This is a genomic window from Pseudoalteromonas sp. 2CM37A, assembly GCF_023161885.1.
In the GTDB taxonomy this organism is placed as follows: Bacteria; Pseudomonadota; Gammaproteobacteria; order Enterobacterales; family Alteromonadaceae; genus Pseudoalteromonas; species Pseudoalteromonas atlantica.
The window spans coordinates 390,313-412,433 of sequence record NZ_JALNTJ010000001.1; the positions used below are offsets into that span (position 1 = coordinate 390,313).

Genomic DNA, 22,121 nt, shown 5'->3' on the forward strand with positions numbered 1-22,121 from the left:
AGCACTTAGCTAGTCAGCTATTTAGGTATGAGTAAAAACTACCTAGTGAGTATTGTAATCTGGCTATATAACACTAATAATCATGTGGCTAACTCACTATTTAACCTATAAAACAAAGAGCCTGTATTGAAAGCCAAAGAAATTCGCAATTTTTATATTAACGAAGAGCAATCTGTTTATTTGCTGTCACATAGAGATGCCAAAAAACACCGTCAATGGCTTAATATTTGTATTAAACAACTGAGTGCGCTTGGGTATAAAAATGTAGAGATGATTGGCTCAGGCGCGTTTGGCTTTGTGTTTGCTGGCAATGACGAAAATGCCTTACCTTGGGTGTTTAAGTTCTCGCGTATTACGCTTGCCCAAAGTGTGCGCGACCGCCTAGAAGACGAAGCGTATATGCTCTCGCAAATCAATAACCCGCTAGTGCCTACCTTTTATGCTTTTGAGCGTATAAAAAAGCAAGGTATTCTAATGATGGCCCGCGCCATTGGTGAAGACCTTGAAAAAGTATCGCTAAAAAAAGGGCGTTTTAGTGCCGCCCATATTATGCAATTAGCGGTGCGGCTGCGTAATGTACTAATTGACCTGCGTAATCATAAAAATGGTTTAACCCCTCAACCTATAGTGCATGGCGATATTAAACCTTCTAATTTGGTATGGGATGAGCAAAGCGATGCGCTGTCTTTAGTTGATTGGGGAAGCTCTGTTTACGCACAGGTTGATAGTAAGGGTGAGCCTATAGCCAGTAATTTTATGGATTTAATGTCGGGAGATTTAAGCACTACTAATGCCAGAATGGGCGATGTGTATTTTATAGGTGATGCGCAAATGTCGGGTGAGCAGTCATCGCCACGCTTTGATGAACAAGGTGTGGCTTCTACCTTATATGCACTTGCCTCCGCTCAGTCGTGTCGTTTTGGCGCGCAAGCCATTCCTGCAAGCTCACTTGGCTTACCCAAAGAGTTTGCCAATGTAATTGATGGCATGCTGTCTAAAAATAAAACCATACGCGATGGCGCAGGCGATTACTTTATGCGTAACATTACCAAAATGGCTCAGGCGTATTTACCTGAGCTTAAAAAAGCGGAGCCTCGTCCTGCTATCCCGTATTGGTTTGGCAAAGGTGATAAGCCCGACACCGTAGTATATAGCTCGCGCAAACAGTTTTTACGACAAGCCGATCATAATCAGCAGCTGCTAGATGTTAACGATGCTCAATTAGACCGCTACTATAAAGAGTTTTTGTTTGATACCGGCGATACCGAAAAAGCCTTTTTGGCCTCAATTAGCCGCCTAGCTAAATACCCAGTAGTGGGTGGATTGAGTTTTCATTGGAAAGATGAGTCGTTGTTTGTTGAGTCATCGCTTATTATGCATGATGAAAGTTTAAAAACAGCCTTTACCGATGCCATTAATAATACCGTAATGCTTGCTCAAGCGATAAGTCAAAAAGGTTTATTTAAGTGTTGTTTATTTGATGCGCGTAAAACTATTCAATTAGAGCGAGATGGAACCGGGGCGTTTAAGTTTGATAACCTCCCTGAGCTTGATTATGAAGTTGTTAGTATGAAGGCAAACGAAATTGCACGTCCACATTCTTACTTTGAAGATGGTAAAGATCCTGATGAGCAGCTGCAACTTCCTAAAAAAGTGATTAGATGCGTGTTTGAGCTAAATCAAATTCATCATACGGGCTGTATTATATTTGAAGCTCTGCCAGATAGAATGAAAATACACCATTACTATCGTTTACTCGATGAAAGCAAAGAAGTAGAGTTTAAACGGTTACTTAATAAATTAATGCAGTATGCAGTTAACATTACTGATGTAGGGGTAGCAGGATTTATGAAGCTTCCTTATAAAAACACTCGCGAATTTTCGCTTTGCGAAAAACAACCAGAGAATTTCTTTCCTAAAAATCCAAAATTATTAGCGCAGTAAAAATAAAAAAGGGCAGCTTAATATTAAGTTTGCCCTTGGCTACTTAATTGTTAGTTTAAAACACTGTGCTAAAAGGCGTACGCGGTGTTAAGGCAAACTGATGAGTCATTTTTTGCTGTTTGTTAGTGGCGGTAATGTGGTACTTATTTAAATCAGAGTTTTGACTAAATAACCTAACGTTTAATTTTAGCTGTGCGCTTATATCGGGCACTGTATATCGGCCCGTAATCGTTATGTACTCAATGTTATTAGTATCAGTATGCGACACTTCAGGGTTTAGTAATAAGCCCTCTAAAGAAAACTTATAATGATGATCGTTTAAATAAACCCCTCGCATTATGGTTTTGCTGATTTGCTTTTTATGGGCGTTAAATTCATCCATAGATACTTTTTTATTAAAATCATCATCAAGGTTATTAAATGCAGAAATAGGCAGCGAGAGCACAATAAAGGCATGGTTATCTATCACGTTTAATGTTCCGTGTTGAGCCACCATTAAATGTGCATAAACAACCGGTGCTAGAACAATGTTGGCCACTAAAATAAGTGCAACCAGTGCTTTTTTATGTATTTTCATCATACTCACTCTGCCTATAAGTAAATTTATAGTTCGCCTTTAACACAGCGTTGAAAAAACGGATAAGTATCGGTTGCATAGTAATGGTATATGCCTTGTGGAAATTCAGGGGTAACCCCAAAGCGCCCGTTACACTCATCTAAATCGCCAGAGCCAGCTACATACTCCCAATCTTGTGCAAAAGTTCCCAGTGGATAAATATCGGTAGAAGGGCGGTTATCGCTTACAGTACTAATATGTTGGTAGCTACCTGTCATCACTTTAAGTGACGAACTTGCATCATCCGCGGTGCTATAGCCATAGCGCGCATAAATAGGAAACCCATCAGCCGCCCATGCAATTAGAGTCATTGTTGAGCTGTTGCCGCCTCTAAGGGAGATAAACCCCTCAGGCATACCATGATAATGATATGTGCCATCGGGCTGTACGTGTGCGTTGTTATCGTCAGTACCAAAACTAAAGGTATCTTGGCTTAGTGCTTCAATACTCCAGTTGCCACTGTTATCTCCAAGCGAGCAATTATCGCCAGAGTCATCACAACTGCCGCCGGTACCGGCATCAATTTTAACGCCATTTAGTACTATGCCTAACACGCCTCGAGGGCCGCCCATTAAGGTTGCGGTATCGCTTTGTATAGGCGTTAACGTAAAGCTCTCACTCACTGTTTGCTCAGAAATGGTGTTTGGATTATCGGGGTTAGGAAACGTGCCCACATCATGATCGGGAATGCCATTAGCGACTACATCGCGTGTTGTACCTGTGCATGCCCAATCAGCAGAGCTGGTGGTTTGCACTGATGTTGAGTCGTTGTATTCATTGTAACTGTATTCACATAGCACTTGCTCGGTTGAGCTGGTGCCACTTATTGCTGTTGTACTTTCACTGCTTGAACTTGTACTTTCATCAGTGGCGGTTGTTAGGTTTTGCTCATCACTGCCACATGCAACAAGAGAAGAAATTGCTGCGCTTAATAACGAAATTTTTAATAGTTTAACTTTATTACATAGAGTGTGATTCATCATACACTGCCAATTAAGTACTAATTGACGCTATTTTTGATCTTAAATGTGCAAAAATAAATCAACATTGAGTATGTTTGTTAATCAGGTGATTTTACTTAAGCTGCATGTATTATAAAATCAGTGCATTAACAGCCTAAAGTAAAGAATGGTGTAATGGCAAAATCAAAACCTGAGGTGTCGATTCAAAGTTGTGGGATTTATTCTACTTGGGATAGCAAAAGTAAAGCATTGCCACAAATTGAGCAGTTTACTACCACTGTAATTGCCAAGCTTGATGTTGAATTTGGTTTAATAATTAATGTTAAAAAAGCAAAAGGCGAAAAACTTCACTTTTGCATCTATCACCCCGATATACCAGACAGTAATGGCGAAATAATGCCGCCCTTTGAAGGCGTTGAATACATTAAAGAGAACGACTGGCAGTTTTATTTAGGTGATACGCTGTGGGAGCCTATTGAAAATAAATTAGGTGATTGGCGAATGACACTCACCCTTAATAATAAAATTATTGCCGATAAAACATTTAACGTTGCACTTGAAGAGCAAGGCTCTGTTAATGATTTTTGGCGTAAACGAGGTTACTAAGTCCTAAAATTGCAGGGCTAAAAAAAGCCAATATACATTGGCTTTAAAAATATAACTTAACCTGAACTCTGGTTAAGAGATAGACCAACATAATTTATCATGATGATCTTTAAGCTTAATTCTCTAGCCAGCGGTTTTCGGTGAAAACAAGGCGAATTTACGCGTCAATAGCTAGCCTATTGCAAGTAAATTCAACGCTGTTAGCGCTGAAAATAGCTGCTAGAGATAGATTTATTATCCAGAGTTGAGGTTAACTTAGTTACCCCACGGGTTAGTTGCATTTGAGCGTTGTTTTCGTGCCCTGGCGCGTTGTTTAGTGGCCTTTTTTTCCATAATTCGCTTTGCATCACTAAAACTTAATTCGCACGGCTCCCCCGGTTTATGATCAGCAGGAATAACTCTATCTCGTGGCGGTAATTCGTATTGCACATCGTCGGGTTTAGGTAAGTTTTTAAGGCGGTATAGGTAAAAGTTATCTACCTTTTCTTGTGCCCATTGTGTTTTACGTAAAAACTTAACCGCCGATTTTACATCAGGGTTGTTTTTAAAACAGTTTAATTGCAAATAAGCGTGTAGTAGCTCCCACCCATATTGCTCAACCAGTTCTTCAACCACTTGCTCTAATTTTACGCCTTGCAGTGGGTTATTACTGTAAAGATCTTGGTTGCTCATAGGTGTTGCCTCATTAATAAAAATACAAATGCCATTATAAATTTAATAACGAGGCTTTAATAGATAAAATTGCTTAACTTTGGCAATTAACAACTACGCGGCCGCGAATTTTACCTTCCATAAGTTGCTCGGCATTTTCAATTACTTGCTCAAGTGTAATTTCGGTTGAAATTTTATCAAGGTAATCGGCTTTTACTAAGCTTGCTAGTCTGTCCCATGCTTCTACTCTGTCTTTTTTAGGGCGCATAACGCTGTCTATACCAATTAAAGATACACCACGTAAAATAAAGGGCGCTACTGATGCGGGTAAATCCATGCCTTGGGCTAAACCACACGCAGTAACCACACCACCGTATTTAAGCGATGCACAAATATTAGCAAGCGTGTGGCTGCCTACCGAATCTATAGCACCCGCAAAGCGCTCTTTTTGAAGTGGTTTACCTGGGTTTGAAAGCTCATCGCGGCTAATGATTTGTGACGCACCTAGCTCTTTTAAGTAATCGCTTTGCTCCATTCTTCCTGTTGCAACGGTTACGTTATAGCCTAGCTGATTTAATAAATAAATAGCAAAGCTGCCAACACCACCGTTTGCACCGGTCACTAATATTTCGCCATCACTTGGAGTGATGCCTTGTTTTTCAAGGGCAATAACACTCAGCATTGCAGTGTAGCCCGCGGTACCAATTTGCATTGCTTGTTTTGGCGAAAGCGCTGCAGGGAGGGGGATTAACCAATCACTATTAAGCGATGCCTTTTGTGCAAGGCCCCCCCAGTGTTTTTCGCCCACACCAAAGCCATTTAAAATTACATTATCGCCAACAGTAAATTCATCCGTACTTGTTTCACTTACTTTGCCCACTAAATCGATGCCTGGCACCATAGGAAAACTGCGCACAACAGGGCCTTTACCTGTAATGGCTAACCCATCTTTGTAATTGAGTGTGCTGTAAAGTACATCAAGTTGCACGTTTTGATCTGGTAGGTCACTTTGTTGCACTTCACTAAGCGCCGCAGCGTAGTTTTCGTCTTTCGTAATTACAATAGCTTTAACTGAGTTACTCATAACATATCCTTTTAGACCGATCGGTTTTTAATGGCTAAATAAAATGCGCATTAGGTAAGTAATGCGCGTAAAAACATTTCTGTATACAACGTAAGGGGTTTACTTGATTGGGTAAGTTTAGCGCGCATAACGGCGCCTTCCCAGCCAATCCAAAAATATTCACTCATAAGCTGCGTATCAACAGTTTTAGCAAGCGTACCTTGTTGCTGTGCTTCATTTAAACACTGCTCAACTTGCTGCTGCCATGCTACGTAGCTTTGTAGTAGGCGGGTTTTAAATTCATCACTTAAATGATTGAGCTCTTGATTTAAATTGCCGACTAAACAACCGCGTTTGTACTGGTATTTTTGCATGCCCATAATGGCACTTTGCGTAAAGTGAATTAAGCGCTCCAGGGGCGGGGTATTGCTATCGGTTAAATATTTTTTAAGCTTAGTAATAAAGTAGTCATCGTAGGCATTAACTAAAGCAATACCAAACGCTTCTTTACTTTTAAAGTAATGATAAAACGAGCCTTTAGGCACGCCGGCTTTTTTTAAAATGGTATCAAGGCCAGTTGCGCTAAAACCAAATTCAGTTAAGGTTTCTAGGCCAACCCTAATAAGGTGCGCTTTGGTATCGGCGTTTTCGCGAGGTATTTTAGGGGGTCTTCCGCGCCGTGCAGGTGCTTGAGCAGTATTCATTATAAGTAACCCCTAATAGCATTTTTTAAGTTAACCCATATTAGACCGATCGACTTTAATTAATCAAGCACAAATACCAATTGTTTAAAAATAAATCGTTAAAGCTGTTTTTTAAACAAAAGGGCAAATTGCAATAAAATTGTCATGATTACATTTTTGTTTGGAACTTAGCCAAAAAAGCTGTGTCGGATAAATAGGTCGTGTTGATTTTTGCTGGTTAAATTTGCAGTGGTGTTTGGCATTTAGATAAGGCGATAATGCACCATAAATACCAACTATATGCTGCCCATTAGGTGTTTTCATTAAGCAGTTATTTAATCGCTTTAATGGATATATTTAAATCAGCAAAGTAGAACACGCCTTAGCACATAAGTGCATTTAAGCGGTTAGAGAGCCGTATTGTAAATTAAAGAAGCAGTAAGAAATGAGGTGGTACGACCACTGTGTTTTTATTAATGTTAAATTATTTTTGCATCAGCATGTTAGTTAATGTCAAACAAATTAATTAATTTTGCTATTTGAATTTAACATTTTTATTAACTATTCATTAAATGTAGATTTCACTAATGCTACAAAATTTATAATTAAAAAAGGTGAGGATATTACCGATGAAGAGACAAAAAAGAGATCGTTTAGAAAGAGCTCATTCTCAAGGTTTTAAAGCAGGTTTAGCCGGGCGCTCAAAAGAGCTATGCCCTTATCAGCAAATCGATCCTAAGTCAGAATGGTTAGGCGGTTGGCGTGAAGCAATTGAAAACCGAAACATGTATAAAACCTAATTCATCAAATAAGAATTAACGTAAAAAGGCCTCCAATTGGAGGCCTTTTTGCATACATTACTAATTTTAGAATGCGCTTGTGTCTTGAAATAAGCCCACTTTTAAATCTTTTGCTTCGTAAATTACGCGGCCATCTACTTCAACTGTGCCATCAGCCATACCCATAAATAATTTACGCTTAATTACACGTTTCATATCAAGGCGGTACGTTACTTTTTTAGCGGTAGGTAAAATTTGACCGGTAAATTTAACTTCACCCACACCTAAAGCACGGCCTAAACCAGGCCCACCAGACCAGCCTAAGAAAAAGCCAACGAGTTGCCACATAGCATCTAGCCCTAAACAACCTGGCATAACTGGGTCGCCTTTAAAATGGCAATCGAAAAACCATAGGCTTGGGTCAATATCAAGCTCAGCTACAATTTGGCCTTTACCGTGCTCGCCGCCATCAGCAGTGATTGAAGTAATACGGTCCATCATTAACATGTTGTCGCTTGGTAAACGGCAGTTACCTTCACCAAACATTTCACCTTGACCACATAGGATCAAATCTTCTTTTGTATAGCTATTTTTAGGTTCCATAACACTTATCTTCGCTTAGAAATTGCCAAGTACTTTAGCGTACACTTGTACGCTAAACAACTCGGAGCAGTTGAAAAAAACACTTTTTTGCGTGATTTATCGCCAATCAGTAGTGGCGATTGCTTTTTGCACTATAAAACCGCGCAATTACAATCAGAAATCATTATAATTACCCCTGACTTATAACCAGTTTAAAGGAAGTTTATGATCCTTTTTGTTAACTCACTAACAGTGATTGATTTTTCTTACTTATGTAACAAACGCGGCGCCGTTGGCGAGAGCTGGATTGTTGACTTAACGTTGCATGGCAAGCTAAATGAAGAGTCTATGGTGTTAGACTTTGGCTTAGTTAAAAAGCAAATTAAAGGCATAATTGACGACTGTTTAGACCACAAACTAGCAATTGCTAAAGGTTTAAATGGCACAGTGCAAGAATTTGATTCGCACAAAACGCTCGATTGCACATTTGGTGATAACCACCATTTAGCCATGAGTGCTCCGCATCAAGCTTATTGCATGATAGATGCACCAGAAATTAGCGTTGAATCAGTGACTGAATTTTTAATCGACACTATTTTACCAAAACTGCCAGGAAACATTGAAAAAATTGAGTTGTCGCTTAAACCAGAGCACAGCCAAAGTTTTTATTACCATTACAGCCATGGCCTTAAAAAGCACGATGGCAACTGTCAGCGTATTATTCATGGCCATCGCTCGCAAATTGGTATTAGTTTAGATGGTATGTCTATGCCACGCTTACAAAAGCAATGGGCAGAAAAATGGCAAGATATTTACTTAGCCACGCGTGAAGACCAAATCTCTGCAAACGAATTAAAACACATAAGCGCTAAAAACGATGATGTGTGTTTTGCTTACACCGCTGCACAAGGTTACTTTGAAATGGCGATTAGCGAGTCACGCTGTGACATTTTACCTGTTGATACAACGGTAGAATGTATTGCTCAACATCTTGCTGAGCAAGTTAAGGCAGAATACCCCGACAAAGACGTAAAAATTACCGCATATGAAGGCGTAGGAAAGGGATCGATTAGTTATGCTTAAAACTCTTTTAGCCACAGCGCTTGTAACCACAACTAGCTTTAGTGCATTAGCGCTTGAGCTAAAAGGGCACCTTACACAGGGCGGCTTAGTGACAGGCAAGCTTGAAAATGTAAAGTCGGTATCACTAGATGGTAAAACATTAAAGTTATCAGACTCTGGCAATTTTGTGTTTGGCTTTGGTCGCGACGCGAAAGCAAAACACGCCCTTACGTGGGTAGATAATAACGGTAAAACACACACGCAAGATTTAATGATCACTAAACGCGATTATAAAATTGATAAAATTACGGGTGTGGCTAAAAAGTATGTGTCGCCCCCTAAAGAAGTAAGCGCACGTATTAGCCGTGAGGCGCAAGCAATACGTAAAGCGCGCGCAGTTAACTCTGATTTACAGTACTTTTTAGACCCGGTATTAAAGCCTGCACAAGGACGTATATCGGGTGTTTATGGTAGCCAACGTTTTTTTAACGGCGAACCGCGACGCCCACATTTTGGTTTAGATATTGCCAATAAAACCGGCTCGCCTGTTTATGCTCCGATTAGTGGCACCGTGGTGTTTGCTGACCCCGATTTATACTACTCTGGCGGTACGCTTATTATTGACCATGGCCATGGCGTTACCTCTACATATATTCATTTAAGCAAATTAGATGTAAAAGTAGGCGATACAATAAGCCAAGGCGACAAAGTTGCTGAAATAGGTGCAACAGGGCGTGTAACAGGCCCACACCTTGATTGGCGTTTTAACTGGGAAGGCGAGCGCCTAGACCCAGCATTATTGATGCAAGATAAGCTTGCTAATAAAAAGTAGATACTATGACAGACATTAACCGCGATGCAATTATTGCAAAGCGTATTGAAGACTCAACGACCTCGGTTACTAAAACGGTGTTTCCTGGGCGCACTAATCATCACAACACATTGTTTGGTGGCGATGCGTTAGCATGGATGGACGAGGTTGCTTTTATTGCCGCCACTCGTTTTTGCCGAAAGCCGTTAGTGACTATTTCATCTGATAGAGTTGATTTTAAAGAGGCTATTCCAGCAGGTACTTTTGCTGAGCTAATTGCTAAAGTTGTGCATGTGGGCAATACATCACTTAAAGTGGATGTGGATATTTGTTTAGAAACCATGCATAAAGATGATAAGCACTCGGCGATTTCAGGCAGCTTTACCTTTGTAGCCGTAGATGATGATCACAGACCGACACCGGTTGTGTGCGATAAAATGATTTATGGTTTTGATAAGTAAATATTAAGGCAAGCGGCCTTTAAATAAGCGCCTTTATTAGGTGCTTATTTAATTACAGTAAAAGAACACATCATACTAGTTAATTGTAAAAGCAATCTTAGCAACCATAAAAATATATAGATTAGGTCAACAAAATAGGGAGGTATAAAAAAGGCATGGAATGCATGCCTTAAAAATAATCAATTATACACACTATAAGTGCAGAAGTGTTAGAGCACCATAGCCGCAATCCAACCAAATATAAGTAATGGAATATTAAAATGTATAAAGGTGGGGATCACCGAATCTCGTATATGATCATGTTGACCATCGGCATTTAAACCCGAGGTTGGCCCAAGTGTAGAATCAGAGGCTGGAGAGCCCGCATCACCTAATGCACCCGCTGTACCCACTAAAGCCGCAGTTGCCATAACCGAGAAACCTAAATCTAAACATAAAGGAACAAATAAGGTAGCTATAATTGGCACTGTAGAAAACGAACTACCAATACCCATTGTTATCAATAATCCCACCAATAAAATAGAGGCCGCAGCGAGGGGCTTATTGCCATCAAATAACGCCGCGCCACTGTGAACTAAACTTGCTACATCACCGGTTGCTTTCATTACTGAGGCAAACCCTTGAGCCGAAATCATAATAAAGCCAATCATCGCCATCATGGCGACGCCTTTACTAAATACGTCGCCGTTTTCTTCCCACTTAACAACACCAAATACACTAAATATCATCACGCCAACAAGGCCGCCTAATATCATAGAGCCACTTAGGTTTTGTGCAACCAATGATGAAAGTACAGCAAACAAACCCACGATCATCACTTTTTTTGGTTTCTCAATCTCGGTAGCTTTACTTTGTGTTGTTAACGGTTGCGCTTGGTAGTCACGGCGCTTTGCGTAACTTATAAACACCGCGATAATTAACCCAACCAACATACCGCAGGCAGGAATAATCATTGCCATAGGCACTTGTGTGTTAACTATGTCTAGGCCGTTATCAACTAAGTTTTTATGCAAAATAGAGTATAAGTAAATGCCACCAAATCCATAAGGCAATACCATGTAAGAGGTAGCTAAACCAAACGTTAATATACAAGCAATAGCGCGGCGGTCTAAACGTAGTTGATTAAACACAACCAGCAAAGGGGGGATTAAAATAGGTATAAAGGCTATGTGCACAGGCACTAAATTTTGAGATGAAATAGCGCAGCCTAATATAATTAATAAAATAAAATAGCTTAAAAAGGTTTCGCTGCCAGCACCTTGTGCATTCACTTTGTTTAATAGCTTTTCGGCGAGGATACGGGTTAATCCCGATTTTGAAATAGCCACTGCAAAGGCACCTAACATTGCGTAACTTAGTGCAATTTCAGCGCCGGCCGACAAACCAGAATTAAATGCATCAACACTTTCTTTTATTCCTAAACCCGCTGTTAAACCGGCTACAAGTGCACTAATTATCATAGCTACAATGACATTTACACGGGCTAAAGAGAGCCCAAGCATTAAAATAACGCCTATAACAACCGCATTCATAGTTTTCTCTATTTTGAAGATTTAATTAATTTTATCAGATCTTTAGCCTGATTTTTACGTTCTTTAGTAAAAGGTTTTTTAGCGTAGCGCACTTGGTTAAATAAATAGCTAAATTCGCTTAAAGGTTCCGCAGCATCAGGGCTTTTCTCAGCAAAGTATATTAACTGCTGATTAGGTGAATAGTGACTAGGCGCTGCTATGTGGTTTTTATCTGCCCAGTGCTTAATTGCCTCAAATTCTGAAACTAACGGCGGGCGTTTACTTTTATTGCGTGGCCAATTTAAATAAATAAAGTAAGCAGCAAAGCTAAAAGCAAGTCCTAAAATAACCGCTAAAGGGACCAGCCAAAGATGTTTACTACCAAAAAGTGATTTTAAAAAGTTACTTTGCTTTTCTTCGTCAAAGCCAAGTACCCAGCTAGTCCATTGGTAATCAAGGGTTTCTAGTTTTAGCCTTAACCAATTAACGGCTGCAAAGTTACTTAAACTCACTAAGCCAAAATCGAGATTACTTTTAAATTCATCATTGAGTTCTTCGTTTTGCGAAAGTGAACCATTCAACCGCTCGGGGGCGACCACCGCAGTGGCATCAAAAATTTGCCACTGATTATTAATATAAACCTCAACCCAAGCGTGGGCATCGTATTGGCGAACCGATAAATAGTTATTTGTTTGGTTTTTTTCGCCACCTAAATAACCACTAGCCAAGCGCGCGGGAATACCGGCGCTTCTAAAAATATACGCTGCTGCACTCGCGTAATGGCCGCAAAAGCCGCGTTTTTTATCAAATAAAAATTGATCGATAGTGCTGTCACCGGTCATAGGCTCGGGGGTTAACGTGTAGCTAAATTCTTGTTTAGCAAAGTAGCTAAGCAATGCATTATAAAAGTCGCTTTGCGAGGTGGTTGATTGTTTAAGTTTGGCAGCAAGCTTGGCTGCTTGTTGGTTTGTTTGGTTATTTAAGCGTGTGTAATAAGCGGTCTGCCAATCTGAAAGTTGCTCTGTACTCAGTGCTGCACTTGATACCTGATACTGCAAGCTTTTAGCTTGATATTGTTTTTTTCGTAATAGCCCTAGCGCATTACTTTCAACATTTTTATTGTTACTGGTTGCGTAACCAAGCCCATATAACCATTTTTGATTAGCAGGCTCGGCAATAATAGTGTAGGTATGTTGTATCGCAATTTGTTTATTGGGATCAGCACTTTGATTATTATATTTTAATAAATCAGATGTTTTCCACGCTTTACCATCAAAAGTATCGTGTACAAGTGCTCGCCAATAATAAGGCGAGGCGGGCGTGTTGTTATTAAAACGCGCTCTAAAAACCAGTTCATCAGAATTAGACAGCTTTGCAATATCAAACGGGTCAACCTGTTCAGAGAGCCCTGTTTTAGCAAGCTTTGGCCCAGGTAACTGCCAAAAAGCGGGCATTTTAGGTAAAAACAACAGCAAAAATATTGCTAAAGGCAAAGCAATAAATAACAGCTTAGCACTTTGTTTAGAGGCTAATTTTAAACTATGAGAAGATTCAATTAAGCTCAATACAGCAAAGTTGAGTAAAAATAGGGCGCTCATGGTTAAGGTGGTTATTATGCTTTGGTTAAACAAATACGCCGATGAAATAGAAAAAAACGTGAGTGTGACAATAATATGGTAATGTTTTTTTGTTTTAGCCTGCAGTAATTTAAAAATACTAGAGAGCAATAACATAGCAACAAACAATATGACAGTATCGCCTATACCTATGGTGTAAATCATTAATATTAAAGCTAATCCAGCCAAAATATTTGCAAGCCACGCGTTAGGTTTAGGGTTGTTAGTCAGTGTTAAGTACACGTTCCAAAGGCATAAAAGCGATAAAACCCCAATAAACAGTATGGGCATATGCGATAAATAAAACGCAAATAAGCAGGCGTATATAAAGCTCATTGCTAAATTAATTGCCCGGTAATTTAATAGCTCAGCCATTAGTTGCTCCGCCGTATTCGCTCAGAAGTGCTAAACACTGTGATTTATCGTGCGCGTTGTTAGTTGCTTTGTAATTTGCTGAGGGCAAAATCAGTGTAAACGGTGTGTTGTTTTCGCATGCATTACACACTAAAAAGCAAAGCTGACTCAAGCGTTGCTCGGTGTTACCCGTTAGCAGATTAAAATCAAAAACAATATCGGACTTTTTATAATCTATAAATTCTTTTACGAGTAACTGCTGTGATTTAGCGTAATGTTTCCATGAAATTCGCTGCAATCCCATTTCTGGTAAATGCGTAATTAGCTCATCAAACTCTTCGCTGCCGGGCTCTTTAATACTGCCTGTTTGCGTTGTGTGTTCAAACGTACTGTTGTAAGTGTCGTTTAATACATGCTCTGGCACAGGGTAAACGTAAACAGAGTCATTGGGTTGTATATAACTCCACACGCTTACCAGCCCAAATGGGTAATTACTGTGTATTTTAAAACGTTCAAGGGTATATTTACCGCGGGCATTATAAGGTAGGTTAATAATTAAAGCGCTGTCTTTGGGCGTAACTTGCGCTAAGTGCTTTGCGTATTCAGGGTCACTCGAGTAGCTAAGCGATACTGATTGCGTAAGTGTAGGGGCTTTTAAAATAAATTTAACCGAGCCTTTATTTGGTGAGAAGCTGGCAAAACTTTTTATATATTCAACTTTTAGCCCTCTGGCATTTGTATAACCAAGCAGTACGGCAATAATCATCACCACAAACATTAAATAAGCCATCACCAAAATTAAGTTATTTTGATAATTAATGCCCATAACAAAATTTAAAATAGCCACAATAATAAAGTAAAAGCCGAGCTGCGAGGGCACTACATAAATATTGTTATGAGCCAGCGTAATGGATTGCTTTGAATGCTTGTTTTTAAGTAGTTTATTAAGTAAACGCTTTTTTAATGCGCCTAATATACCGACCTTTTTGGCTTTTTTTTTAAATAACACGTTAAACTGGCACAGCAACGGTTTTTAAGATTTCATTTACTTGCGCTTCTCCTGACTCGTTATGCAGTCCTAAGCGGTGTTGACACACACTTGCAAATACAGCTTGTACATCGTCAGGGGTTACAAACTCTCGCCCTTCAATAAATGCCCACGACTTAGCCGCTTTGGCAAGCGCCATACTTGCCCGAGGAGAGAGCGAGCCTGCAAATGCAGCGCTTTGACGAGTATGCGTTACTAATTCAATAATGTAATCGATTACAGGGCTACTTATCACAATTTGGTTAATTAAGGTTTGAATTTGTTGTAGCTGCTTAGCGTCTATTCTTTGTGGTAATTGGCTGTAGTCTCGCGGTTTAAAGTTTAAAATAAGTTGTTTTTCAGCCTCTTTAGGAGGAAAACCCAAACTTATGCGCATTAAAAATCGATCTAACTGCGATTCTGGAAGTGGGTAAGTACCCGACTGAAAAAGCGGGTTTTGCGTGGCAATTACAAAAAAAGGATTTGGTAATGTGTACTTAGTACCATCTACTGTAACTTGCTGCTCTTCCATTGCCTCAAGCAATGCACTTTGCGTTTTAGGGCCCGCGCGGTTTATTTCATCTGCTAATACAACTTGGCTAAAAATCGGCCCTTTATGAAATGTAAACGTGTGCTCATTAGCGTTAAATACATTAGTTCCTAAAATATCGGCAGGTAAAAGATCGCTTGTAAATTGTATACGCTGATACGACAGCCCAAGCACAGCAGCAAGTGCATGTGAGAGCGTAGTTTTGCCCATACCGGGTAAATCTTCTATCAGTAAATGTCCTTCACTGAATAAGCAGGTGAGTGCTAGTTTTATTTGTTGTTTTTTTCCAAAAATAACACTCGATAAATCGTCGATAATTGCCGTAACAGTGCTTTGCATACTGACCTTATTTTATTCGCTTAGTTCGAGGCGCTTCATAACAGAATTAACTTTTTTAGCGTTAAAAGGTTTTTCTATAAAGCCTTTAGCGCCTAATTCCCATGTGTTTTGCACGTTTTCAAGAGTGTTATGACCTGAGCACATAACAACGTGAGCGTGAGGGTAGCTATCATTAATATGTTCTAGAATATCAGAGCTTTCAGAATCAGGTAAGTCCACATCCAAAAATATGACATTGGGTGATTTTTTATCAAGAAGGGGTTTTGCAGAAAGGTAATCGTTGCTTTCTAAAATATCTTCAAAGCCTAGCTCCGTTAATATTTGGTTTAGGTAGTCACGTATTTCCTTAACGTCATCAATAATAAGTATAGGCTCAAGCGGGCGCACAAATTCCATATGTTAATTACTTCTATTTTTTATACATCTAAAGTAATTTAATTTTATGCTAAGCACTGTATAAGCTCAAGAAAGTAAATCAAAAAACAACCAATTAGCGCTTTTACGCGCCTAAACCTGCCGTATTAATTAAACGCCCACACCATTTAATTGGTTAATAAATGTTAAATAACGCTCTTCAATAGCCCTCTACAGAACATTTTAAATAAGACTTTAGTCATAACTGGCAATTTTATTTTGGAATTCAAAACTATTAAACCCTTGTTTATAAATGTAAATTTTTATAAATACGATTTCATGTAAATGTTTTGTAATAAAAGATGTTGACGTTACATTATTCATTTGTGATTATGCTCACTAGCTGAGCCAATGCCCATTGCGAAGTTTAAAAACACATTTATATAAAATGCCCATTTGCTTTAGCTGCACACTGAAAATACACAACACACTAAATAGAGAGTTCATTATGTTAAATAATAAGAAAGCTAAATTTGCGCTAACTTTAGTAGCAGCAGCGTTGGCAGCGCCTGCACAAGCAGAAATGTCAGATTACTTTGACCGCCTTGACGTTAACTTTCTAGCAATGCAAAACTTTCAGTCTATTCAAGCTAAAGACGGTGCATTTCGTCCTGGAGATGAAGAACAATCATCAGGTTTTGGGCGTATTAGAGCTAACTTAATGCTTAAGTTTCATATAAATGAATACATTACTGCCGACATTGATATAGCCGAAGAGCCAAACGATTTTGGCGGCGGCGACCGTGATTTTTCGTTCCATAACGACTTTGCAGGTATTGAATTTGATTTACTTGGCTTATACGGCACACCAAACGAAAACGAAAATTTAACGCTTCGTTTAGGTAATATTGGCGCGTCTCCATTTCAGTTCAAAGGTTTTCAAGACGGCGCAGATAACCAAGGTAATGCCTTAATTGGTAACGGCATTAACGACTACGCAACCGCAGAAAACGGTGCACAATTAAGCTACACAGAAACTTTTGACAGTGGTGTGCTTCGTTCTTATAACGTGGCAGGTCACATTACTACATCAAGCTTTGGCGAAGCATTTCAAGAAGATAGAGGCTTTAATTACCGCTTACAAGGTACATTAGAGTTTGAAGGTGGCTTTAAAGTTGGCTTAAATTACTTACAAGCTAACCAAGGCGACCAACTTCGTTTTGAAAATGGCGTAGCGAGCTTAGATGGACTCACAACAACAAATTACCGTTTTGGTGATGGCGAAAACTATAACTTTTCGGCTTCTCCTTCAAGCGAACGTGATACTCACGTAGGTGTTATGCCAGGGCTTGATCAGTCTATCATTCAATTAAATTTAGCGTATCAGCCATCAGATCAAACCAGCATCATTTTAATGTTGGGTAAATCGTCTGACGATTACACCTTTGCAGACTCTGCAGGTAACGCAGTGGCAGGTATTACCTACTTTGGTACAGATGGCGTGGCAGACGAAAACGGTACCACGTTTGATTCTAACAGTGTAATTAAAGGCGAAAGCTCAGTAGAATATTACGCCGTTGAAGCACAGCAATATATCATTCCTGAAAAACTTTACGTAGCCGCGCGCTATGCAGAGTCAGAAAACACTTCCGATTTAATCAGCCAAAACGATAACACCGTTGAGCGCTTACAAGTAGCCGCGGGTTACTGGTTTACAGATTCGACACTTTTAAAAGTTGAGTATGTAAACCAAGAAGAAGGCGCAAACTCAGGCGGCCAAATTGGTCGTGGTTTTGACGGTTTCACCTCAGAAATCTCAGTTAAATTTTAAATAGCTTACTAACTTACTGTTTGGTTTAAAGGTAATTTCAGCGCTCTAAATACGTTGAAATTACTCACCGCTTTATTTACTAAGGCGCTTTACAGTTATTTTTAAGCGTCATTTAACATATTTATGAGGGTTAACCCGATGAAAACTAAATTATTAATGCTCGCGTGTTCAGTTATGGCTATTAACGTAGCCGCTAAAGAAACCATAACCATTGCCACTGTTAATAATGGTGACATGATCACCATGAAAGAGCTTAGCAATCATTTTGAAGAACAAAACCCAGATATTTCATTAAAATGGGTAACACTAGAAGAAAATATTTTACGTCAACGTGTAACAACCGATGTTGCCACAAAAGGCGGCCAATACGATGTAATGACAATTGGCACATATGAAGTGCCAATTTGGGGTAAACAAAACTGGCTAACTGAGCTTGATAACCTAGGTGAAAATTACGACGTTGATGACTTACTACCGGCTATTCGCAGTGGTTTAACCATAGATAACAAATTATACGCGGCCCCATTTTATGGCGAAAGCTCTATGGTTATGTACCGTACAGACCTAATGGAAAAAGCCGGCCTAGAAATGCCAAACGCGCCTACGTGGAGCTTTATTCAAAAAGCTGCAAAAGCGATGACCAATAAAGATGAAGGTGTTTATGGCCTTTGCTTACGTGGTAAAGCAGGTTGGGGCGAAAATGTTGCTTTAATTACTTCAATGGCAAATTCGTTTGGCGCTCGCTGGTTTGATGAAAATTGGAAACCACAGTTTAATACCCCTGAGTGGAAAGCCACACTCCAGTACTATGTAGATGTTATGAAAGAGTCTGGACCTGCGGGTTCGTCAGCGAATGGGTTTAACGAAAACCTAGCGTTATTTCAAACGGGTAAATGTGGTATTTGGATTGATGCAACGGTTGCTGGCGCATTTGTAACCAATAAAAAAGATTCTGAAGTAGCTGATAAAGTAGGCTTTGCACTTGCACCAGATAATGGCCTAGGTAAACGTGGTAACTGGCTATGGTCATGGACACTTGCAATTCCTTCTAGCAGTAAAAAATCTGATGCTGCAATGAAATTTATTAGCTGGGCTACATCAAAAGAGTACAGCCAATTAGTCGCCGATAACAAAGGCTGGGCAAAAGTACCGCCGGGTACTCGCGCATCACTTTATGAAAACGAGCAATACATGAATGCAGCACCGTTTGCACAAATAACGCTTGATTCTATTAATTCGGCCGACCCGAAAAACCCTACAGTTAAACCCGTGCCTTATGTTGGCATTCAGTTTGTTGCTATCCCTGAATTTCAAGGAATTGGCACTGCTGTTGGGCAGCAGTTTTCCGCTGCACTTACTGGGCAAATGACTGTTGAGCAAGCGCTTAACACATCACAACGCCTAGTTGAGCGCACAATGCGTAAAGCGCGCTACCCAAAATAAATAAGTAGGCGGGTAAGTTTAACGCTTACCTCGTATTTTTCGTCAGCATTAGCATGTTATCTAGTAGCCGTTTGTCGTTGTTGCTAAGGTTAATGCTGACTTTTTGAAGGTCACTGATATGGCAACTACACAGTCTCGTACGCTTGCACGCATAATGCTATTTCCTAGTGTAATTTTATTACTAGGATGGATGATAGTGCCGCTGTGCATGACACTCTATTTCTCGTTTGTAGATTACAACTTACTTATTCCTGGTGAACGCGAATTTGTAGGCTTTTTAAACTACGGGTTTTTTTTAACAGATCCCGCATTTGTTGAATCCTTTTTTAATACCCTTTATTTAGTAACGGGTGTATTAGCTATCACAATTTGTGGTGGTATCGGTTTAGCTGTTCTCCTCGACCAAGCAATATGGGGGCGAAACTATGTTCGTATTATGGTTCTCGCCCCATTTTTTGTTATGCCAACCGTATCGGCTTTGGTGTGGAAAAACATGTTTATGAACCCTGTAAACGGATTATTTGCACACTTTGCAATTTGGCTCGGGTTTGAACCTATCGACTTTTTTGCGCAAATGCCTTTGTTTTCAATCATTATTATTGTTTCTTGGCAGTGGTTACCGTTTGCTGCGTTGATATTACTCACGGCGATTCAATCACTTGACCGCGAACAACTCGAAGCTGCCGATTTAGATGGTGCAGGGCCTTTTAGTAAGTTTTTTTACATCGTGCTGCCGCATTTATCACGCGCTGTTACCGCTGTTATTTTAATTGAAACTATATTTTTACTTTCTATTTTTGCAGAAATTTTAGTGACAACCAGTGGCGGGCCTGGGTATGCATCCACCAATATTACTTACTTAATTTACACCCAATCGTTATTACAATTTGATGTAGGCGGGGGCTCAGCAGGGGGCATAGTTGCAGTAATTATTGCCAATATTGTAGCCATATTTTTAATGCGCCTTATTGGTAAAAACTTAGAGGGTTAATCATGGCTAGTGCAGCAAATAAAAAATCAAAACTAATTTATACCCTGGCAGCATGGACCATCAGTGGGATGATATTTTTCCCAATTTTATGGACATTAATCACCAGTTTTAAAACCGAAGCAGAAGCAATATCAGCCACACCAGCGTTATTTGCTTTTGATTGGACACTGGAAAACTATCAAGATGTGTTAGCCCGCTCGCCGTATTTTGATCACTTTTGGAACTCGGTGGTTATATCACTCGGTTCAAGTTTATTGGGCTTATTAATAGCCGTACCAGCCGCGTGGTCAATGGCGTTTGTGCAAACGAAAAAAACTAAAAACCTACTTATGTGGATGCTTTCTACAAAAATGCTCCCGCCGGTAGGGGTGTTAATTCCTATTTATTTACTCTTTAGAGACTTTGCCTTATTAGATACAAAACTGGGCTTAGTTATTGTTATGACCTTAATAAACTTACCGATTATGGTATGGATGTTATACACCTACTTTAGAGAAATTCCGGGTGAAATTTTAGAGGCGTCACGAATGGATGGTGCAACTATTGGTGAAGAAATATTTCATGTATTACTGCCAATCGCATTACCTGGCATAGCCTCAACATTACTGTTAAACGTAATTTTGGCATGGAACGAAGCATTTTGGACACTCATTTTAACCGCTGCGAATGCCGCACCACTAACGGCATTTATTGCCAGTTACTCAAGCCCTGAAGGGTTATTTTACGCCAAGTTGTCGGCAGCATCTGCCATGGCCATTGTGCCAATATTAATTCTTGGTTGGTTTAGTCAAAAACAATTAGTGCGCGGCTTAAGCTTTGGCGCAGTAAAGTAGGAGAACACACATGGGCAGCATCACACTAAAAAAAGTAACCAAAAGTTTTGATGAAGTTAACGTAATTAAACCGCTTGATTTAGAGATAAAAGACGGTGAATTTATTGTATTTGTAGGGCCATCGGGCTGTGGTAAATCAACATTACTACGTATGATTGCCGGATTGGAAGACACAACCAGCGGCACAATTGAGATTGATGGCCAAGATGCAACACAGACGCCACCGGCAAAACGTGGTTTAGCTATGGTATTTCAGTCGTACGCTTTGTACCCGCACATGAGTGTACGCAATAATATTGCGTTTCCACTAAAACGTGCAAAAGTAAGCCCTGCTGAAATAGAAAGTAAAATAGCAAATGCCGCTAAAATACTTAATTTAACTGATTACTTAGACCGTAAACCAGGGCAATTATCGGGCGGGCAACGCCAACGTGTAGCAATAGGGCGTGCAATTGTTAGGCAACCGTCGGCTTTTTTGTTTGACGAACCACTTTCAAATTTAGATGCATCGCTGCGTGTAAATATGCGCTTAGAAATTTCTGAACTACACAAAAGCTTAGCTACAACAATGATTTATGTAACACATGACCAAGTTGAAGCGATGACAATGGCAGACAGAATTGCAGTATTTAATGGGGGGATTATTGAGCAAGTCGGTACGCCACTTGAGCTGTACCAGCACCCGGTAAATAAATTTGTGGCAGGCTTTATTGGTTCACCAAAAATGAACTTTATTGAAGTAGATAACGATAGCCATGCACAAACGCATAGTTTAGGTGTGCGTCCTGAGCACTTTGAAATTTCAACTGAGTCAGGAACTTGGCAAGGTACTGTGGGCGTTATCGAGCATTTAGGTTCTGAAAGCTTTTTACATGTAACTATTAACGATGGCAGCACGGTTACGGTGAAAGCAGATGGCGATTGCCCATTACAATATGGCGATACAATATATTTAAGTGCGCCTGAGCACAAGGTACATAGATTTGATAAAAATGGGTTAACGATTAAAAACCCAACAGTTTAATCCGCCGTTTTAGGCCAATACTTTAGGA

At 39.8% G+C, this 22,121-nt stretch carries 22 protein-coding genes; 11 read left to right on the top strand and 11 right to left on the bottom strand.

The window, feature by feature from the left end; translation table 11 throughout:
• The first annotated feature begins 126 nt into the window (after positions 1-126).
• Positions 127-1,944, top strand: a complete 1,818-nt coding sequence (locus tag MTF68_RS01690) for a serine/threonine protein kinase (protein ID WP_248461456.1) — start codon at positions 127-129, stop codon at positions 1,942-1,944.
• A 55-nt stretch (positions 1,945-1,999) separates the two neighbouring features.
• Here MTF68_RS01690 and MTF68_RS01695 read toward each other — a convergent pair whose 3' ends face one another.
• Together MTF68_RS01695 and MTF68_RS01700 are read right to left on the bottom strand one after the other, a co-directional pair.
• The gene (locus MTF68_RS01695; protein WP_248461457.1) at positions 2,000-2,524 is read right to left on the bottom strand and encodes a hypothetical protein; all 525 of its coding nucleotides are present in this window, start codon (positions 2,522-2,524) and stop codon (positions 2,000-2,002) included.
• A gap of 23 nt (positions 2,525-2,547) precedes the next feature.
• The gene (locus MTF68_RS01700; RefSeq protein ID WP_248461696.1) at positions 2,548-3,540 is read right to left on the bottom strand and encodes a YHYH protein; all 993 of its coding nucleotides are present in this window, start codon (positions 3,538-3,540) and stop codon (positions 2,548-2,550) included.
• A 156-nt stretch (positions 3,541-3,696) separates the two neighbouring features.
• Between MTF68_RS01700 and MTF68_RS01705 the strand changes: the two genes are divergently transcribed.
• Positions 3,697-4,128 carry a DUF3859 domain-containing protein gene (locus MTF68_RS01705; protein WP_248461458.1) on the top strand — a complete coding sequence of 144 codons (432 nt, stop codon included), beginning with the start codon at positions 3,697-3,699 and terminating at the stop codon, positions 4,126-4,128.
• Positions 4,129-4,383: 255 nt separating this feature from the next.
• On the opposite strand, the gene MTF68_RS01710 is transcribed toward MTF68_RS01705, so the two are convergent.
• The 3 genes from MTF68_RS01710 to MTF68_RS01720 all read right to left on the bottom strand — a co-directional run bounded on the left by MTF68_RS01710 (position 4,384) and on the right by MTF68_RS01720 (position 6,546).
• Complete coding sequence (locus MTF68_RS01710; protein ID WP_004586518.1) at positions 4,384-4,800, bottom strand: VF530 family protein; 417 nt, start codon at positions 4,798-4,800, stop codon at positions 4,384-4,386.
• A 73-nt stretch (positions 4,801-4,873) separates the two neighbouring features.
• A complete protein-coding gene (locus MTF68_RS01715; RefSeq protein ID WP_248461460.1) occupies positions 4,874-5,863 on the bottom strand; it encodes an MDR family oxidoreductase in 990 nt (329 codons plus the stop codon).
• A 50-nt stretch (positions 5,864-5,913) separates the two neighbouring features.
• Positions 5,914-6,546 carry a TetR/AcrR family transcriptional regulator gene (locus MTF68_RS01720; protein ID WP_024032240.1) on the bottom strand — a complete coding sequence of 211 codons (633 nt, stop codon included), beginning with the start codon at positions 6,544-6,546 and terminating at the stop codon, positions 5,914-5,916.
• Positions 6,547-7,154: 608 nt separating this feature from the next.
• Here MTF68_RS01720 and rmf point away from each other — a divergent pair.
• Positions 7,155-7,325 carry a ribosome modulation factor gene (rmf, locus tag MTF68_RS01725; RefSeq protein WP_004586522.1) on the top strand — a complete coding sequence of 57 codons (171 nt, stop codon included), beginning with the start codon at positions 7,155-7,157 and terminating at the stop codon, positions 7,323-7,325.
• 66 nt (positions 7,326-7,391) lie between these two features.
• Here rmf and fabA read toward each other — a convergent pair whose 3' ends face one another.
• Positions 7,392-7,907 (bottom strand): bifunctional 3-hydroxydecanoyl-ACP dehydratase/trans-2-decenoyl-ACP isomerase, encoded by a 516-nt coding sequence (fabA, locus tag MTF68_RS01730; RefSeq protein WP_004586523.1) that lies wholly within the window; start codon positions 7,905-7,907, stop codon positions 7,392-7,394.
• Between the two features lie 204 nt (positions 7,908-8,111).
• On the opposite strand from fabA, the gene MTF68_RS01735 reads away from it, so the two are divergent.
• The 3 genes from MTF68_RS01735 to MTF68_RS01745 are packed head-to-tail and all read left to right on the top strand — an operon-like array spanning position 8,112 to position 10,220.
• The gene (locus MTF68_RS01735; RefSeq protein WP_248461461.1) at positions 8,112-8,969 is read left to right on the top strand and encodes a 6-carboxytetrahydropterin synthase; all 858 of its coding nucleotides are present in this window, start codon (positions 8,112-8,114) and stop codon (positions 8,967-8,969) included.
• Positions 8,962-9,780 carry a M23 family metallopeptidase gene (locus MTF68_RS01740; protein WP_248461462.1) on the top strand — a complete coding sequence of 273 codons (819 nt, stop codon included), beginning with the start codon at positions 8,962-8,964 and terminating at the stop codon, positions 9,778-9,780. Before MTF68_RS01735 ends, MTF68_RS01740 begins: the two co-directional genes overlap by 8 nt.
• A 5-nt stretch (positions 9,781-9,785) precedes the next feature.
• Positions 9,786-10,220, top strand: a complete 435-nt coding sequence (locus tag MTF68_RS01745) for an acyl-CoA thioesterase (RefSeq protein WP_024033640.1) — start codon at positions 9,786-9,788, stop codon at positions 10,218-10,220.
• A 209-nt stretch (positions 10,221-10,429) separates the two neighbouring features.
• Here MTF68_RS01745 and MTF68_RS01750 read toward each other — a convergent pair whose 3' ends face one another.
• Genes MTF68_RS01750 through MTF68_RS01770 form a run of 5 tightly spaced genes read right to left on the bottom strand, consistent with a single transcriptional unit; the run spans position 10,430 to position 16,013 of the window.
• Complete coding sequence (locus tag MTF68_RS01750) at positions 10,430-11,752, bottom strand: Na+/H+ antiporter family protein (RefSeq protein WP_248461463.1); 1,323 nt, start codon at positions 11,750-11,752, stop codon at positions 10,430-10,432.
• Between the two features lie 8 nt (positions 11,753-11,760).
• A complete protein-coding gene (locus tag MTF68_RS01755) occupies positions 11,761-13,722 on the bottom strand; it encodes a DUF3488 and transglutaminase-like domain-containing protein (RefSeq protein WP_248461464.1) in 1,962 nt (653 codons plus the stop codon).
• Entirely contained in the window at positions 13,715-14,710 is a 996-nt protein-coding gene (locus tag MTF68_RS01760; protein WP_248461465.1) for a DUF58 domain-containing protein, read from the bottom strand. The genes MTF68_RS01755 and MTF68_RS01760 overlap by 8 nt, the downstream gene beginning before the upstream one ends.
• A 1-nt stretch (position 14,711) precedes the next feature.
• Complete coding sequence (locus MTF68_RS01765) at positions 14,712-15,617, bottom strand: MoxR family ATPase (protein ID WP_248461466.1); 906 nt, start codon at positions 15,615-15,617, stop codon at positions 14,712-14,714.
• A 12-nt stretch (positions 15,618-15,629) separates the two neighbouring features.
• On the bottom strand, positions 15,630-16,013 hold the full coding sequence (locus MTF68_RS01770; protein WP_029772290.1) for a response regulator: 384 nt from the start codon (positions 16,011-16,013) through the stop codon (positions 15,630-15,632).
• A 466-nt stretch (positions 16,014-16,479) separates the two neighbouring features.
• Between MTF68_RS01770 and MTF68_RS01775 the strand changes: the two genes are divergently transcribed.
• The 5 genes from MTF68_RS01775 to ugpC all read left to right on the top strand — a co-directional run bounded on the left by MTF68_RS01775 (position 16,480) and on the right by ugpC (position 22,093).
• Positions 16,480-17,802 carry a hypothetical protein gene (locus tag MTF68_RS01775; protein WP_029772291.1) on the top strand — a complete coding sequence of 441 codons (1,323 nt, stop codon included), beginning with the start codon at positions 16,480-16,482 and terminating at the stop codon, positions 17,800-17,802.
• Positions 17,803-17,940: 138 nt separating this feature from the next.
• Positions 17,941-19,245 carry a sugar ABC transporter substrate-binding protein gene (locus MTF68_RS01780; RefSeq protein WP_029772292.1) on the top strand — a complete coding sequence of 435 codons (1,305 nt, stop codon included), beginning with the start codon at positions 17,941-17,943 and terminating at the stop codon, positions 19,243-19,245.
• 118 nt (positions 19,246-19,363) lie between these two features.
• Positions 19,364-20,236, top strand: a complete 873-nt coding sequence (locus MTF68_RS01785; protein WP_248461467.1) for a sugar ABC transporter permease — start codon at positions 19,364-19,366, stop codon at positions 20,234-20,236.
• A gap of 2 nt (positions 20,237-20,238) precedes the next feature.
• A complete protein-coding gene (locus MTF68_RS01790) occupies positions 20,239-21,069 on the top strand; it encodes a carbohydrate ABC transporter permease (protein WP_004586533.1) in 831 nt (276 codons plus the stop codon).
• Between the two features lie 10 nt (positions 21,070-21,079).
• Positions 21,080-22,093, top strand: a complete 1,014-nt coding sequence (gene ugpC / locus MTF68_RS01795) for a sn-glycerol-3-phosphate ABC transporter ATP-binding protein UgpC (RefSeq protein WP_029772719.1) — start codon at positions 21,080-21,082, stop codon at positions 22,091-22,093.
• Positions 22,094-22,121 lie beyond the last annotated feature (28 nt).

What these genes read in the sequence shown, in the direction of transcription:
- MTF68_RS01695 (WP_248461457.1), bottom strand. Translation starts at nt 2,524, where the DNA reads ATGATGAAAATACATAAAAAAGCACTGGTTGCACTTATTTTAGTGGCC.
- MTF68_RS01700 (WP_248461696.1), bottom strand. Translation starts at nt 3,540, where the DNA reads ATGAATCACACTCTATGTAATAAAGTTAAACTATTAAAAATTTCGTTA.
- MTF68_RS01705 (WP_248461458.1), top strand. Translation starts at nt 3,697, where the DNA reads ATGGCAAAATCAAAACCTGAGGTGTCGATTCAAAGTTGTGGGATTTAT.
- MTF68_RS01710 (WP_004586518.1), bottom strand. Translation starts at nt 4,800, where the DNA reads ATGAGCAACCAAGATCTTTACAGTAATAACCCACTGCAAGGCGTAAAA.
- MTF68_RS01715 (WP_248461460.1), bottom strand. Translation starts at nt 5,863, where the DNA reads ATGAGTAACTCAGTTAAAGCTATTGTAATTACGAAAGACGAAAACTAC.
- MTF68_RS01720 (WP_024032240.1), bottom strand. Translation starts at nt 6,546, where the DNA reads ATGAATACTGCTCAAGCACCTGCACGGCGCGGAAGACCCCCTAAAATA.
- rmf (WP_004586522.1), top strand. Translation starts at nt 7,155, where the DNA reads ATGAAGAGACAAAAAAGAGATCGTTTAGAAAGAGCTCATTCTCAAGGT.
- fabA (WP_004586523.1), bottom strand. Translation starts at nt 7,907, where the DNA reads ATGGAACCTAAAAATAGCTATACAAAAGAAGATTTGATCCTATGTGGT.
- MTF68_RS01735 (WP_248461461.1), top strand. Translation starts at nt 8,112, where the DNA reads ATGATCCTTTTTGTTAACTCACTAACAGTGATTGATTTTTCTTACTTA.
- MTF68_RS01740 (WP_248461462.1), top strand. Translation starts at nt 8,962, where the DNA reads ATGCTTAAAACTCTTTTAGCCACAGCGCTTGTAACCACAACTAGCTTT.
- MTF68_RS01745 (WP_024033640.1), top strand. Translation starts at nt 9,786, where the DNA reads ATGACAGACATTAACCGCGATGCAATTATTGCAAAGCGTATTGAAGAC.
- MTF68_RS01750 (WP_248461463.1), bottom strand. Translation starts at nt 11,752, where the DNA reads ATGAATGCGGTTGTTATAGGCGTTATTTTAATGCTTGGGCTCTCTTTA.
- MTF68_RS01755 (WP_248461464.1), bottom strand. Translation starts at nt 13,722, where the DNA reads ATGGCTGAGCTATTAAATTACCGGGCAATTAATTTAGCAATGAGCTTT.
- MTF68_RS01765 (WP_248461466.1), bottom strand. Translation starts at nt 15,617, where the DNA reads ATGCAAAGCACTGTTACGGCAATTATCGACGATTTATCGAGTGTTATT.
- MTF68_RS01770 (WP_029772290.1), bottom strand. Translation starts at nt 16,013, where the DNA reads ATGGAATTTGTGCGCCCGCTTGAGCCTATACTTATTATTGATGACGTT.
- MTF68_RS01775 (WP_029772291.1), top strand. Translation starts at nt 16,480, where the DNA reads ATGTTAAATAATAAGAAAGCTAAATTTGCGCTAACTTTAGTAGCAGCA.
- MTF68_RS01780 (WP_029772292.1), top strand. Translation starts at nt 17,941, where the DNA reads ATGAAAACTAAATTATTAATGCTCGCGTGTTCAGTTATGGCTATTAAC.
- MTF68_RS01785 (WP_248461467.1), top strand. Translation starts at nt 19,364, where the DNA reads ATGGCAACTACACAGTCTCGTACGCTTGCACGCATAATGCTATTTCCT.
- MTF68_RS01790 (WP_004586533.1), top strand. Translation starts at nt 20,239, where the DNA reads ATGGCTAGTGCAGCAAATAAAAAATCAAAACTAATTTATACCCTGGCA.
- ugpC (WP_029772719.1), top strand. Translation starts at nt 21,080, where the DNA reads ATGGGCAGCATCACACTAAAAAAAGTAACCAAAAGTTTTGATGAAGTT.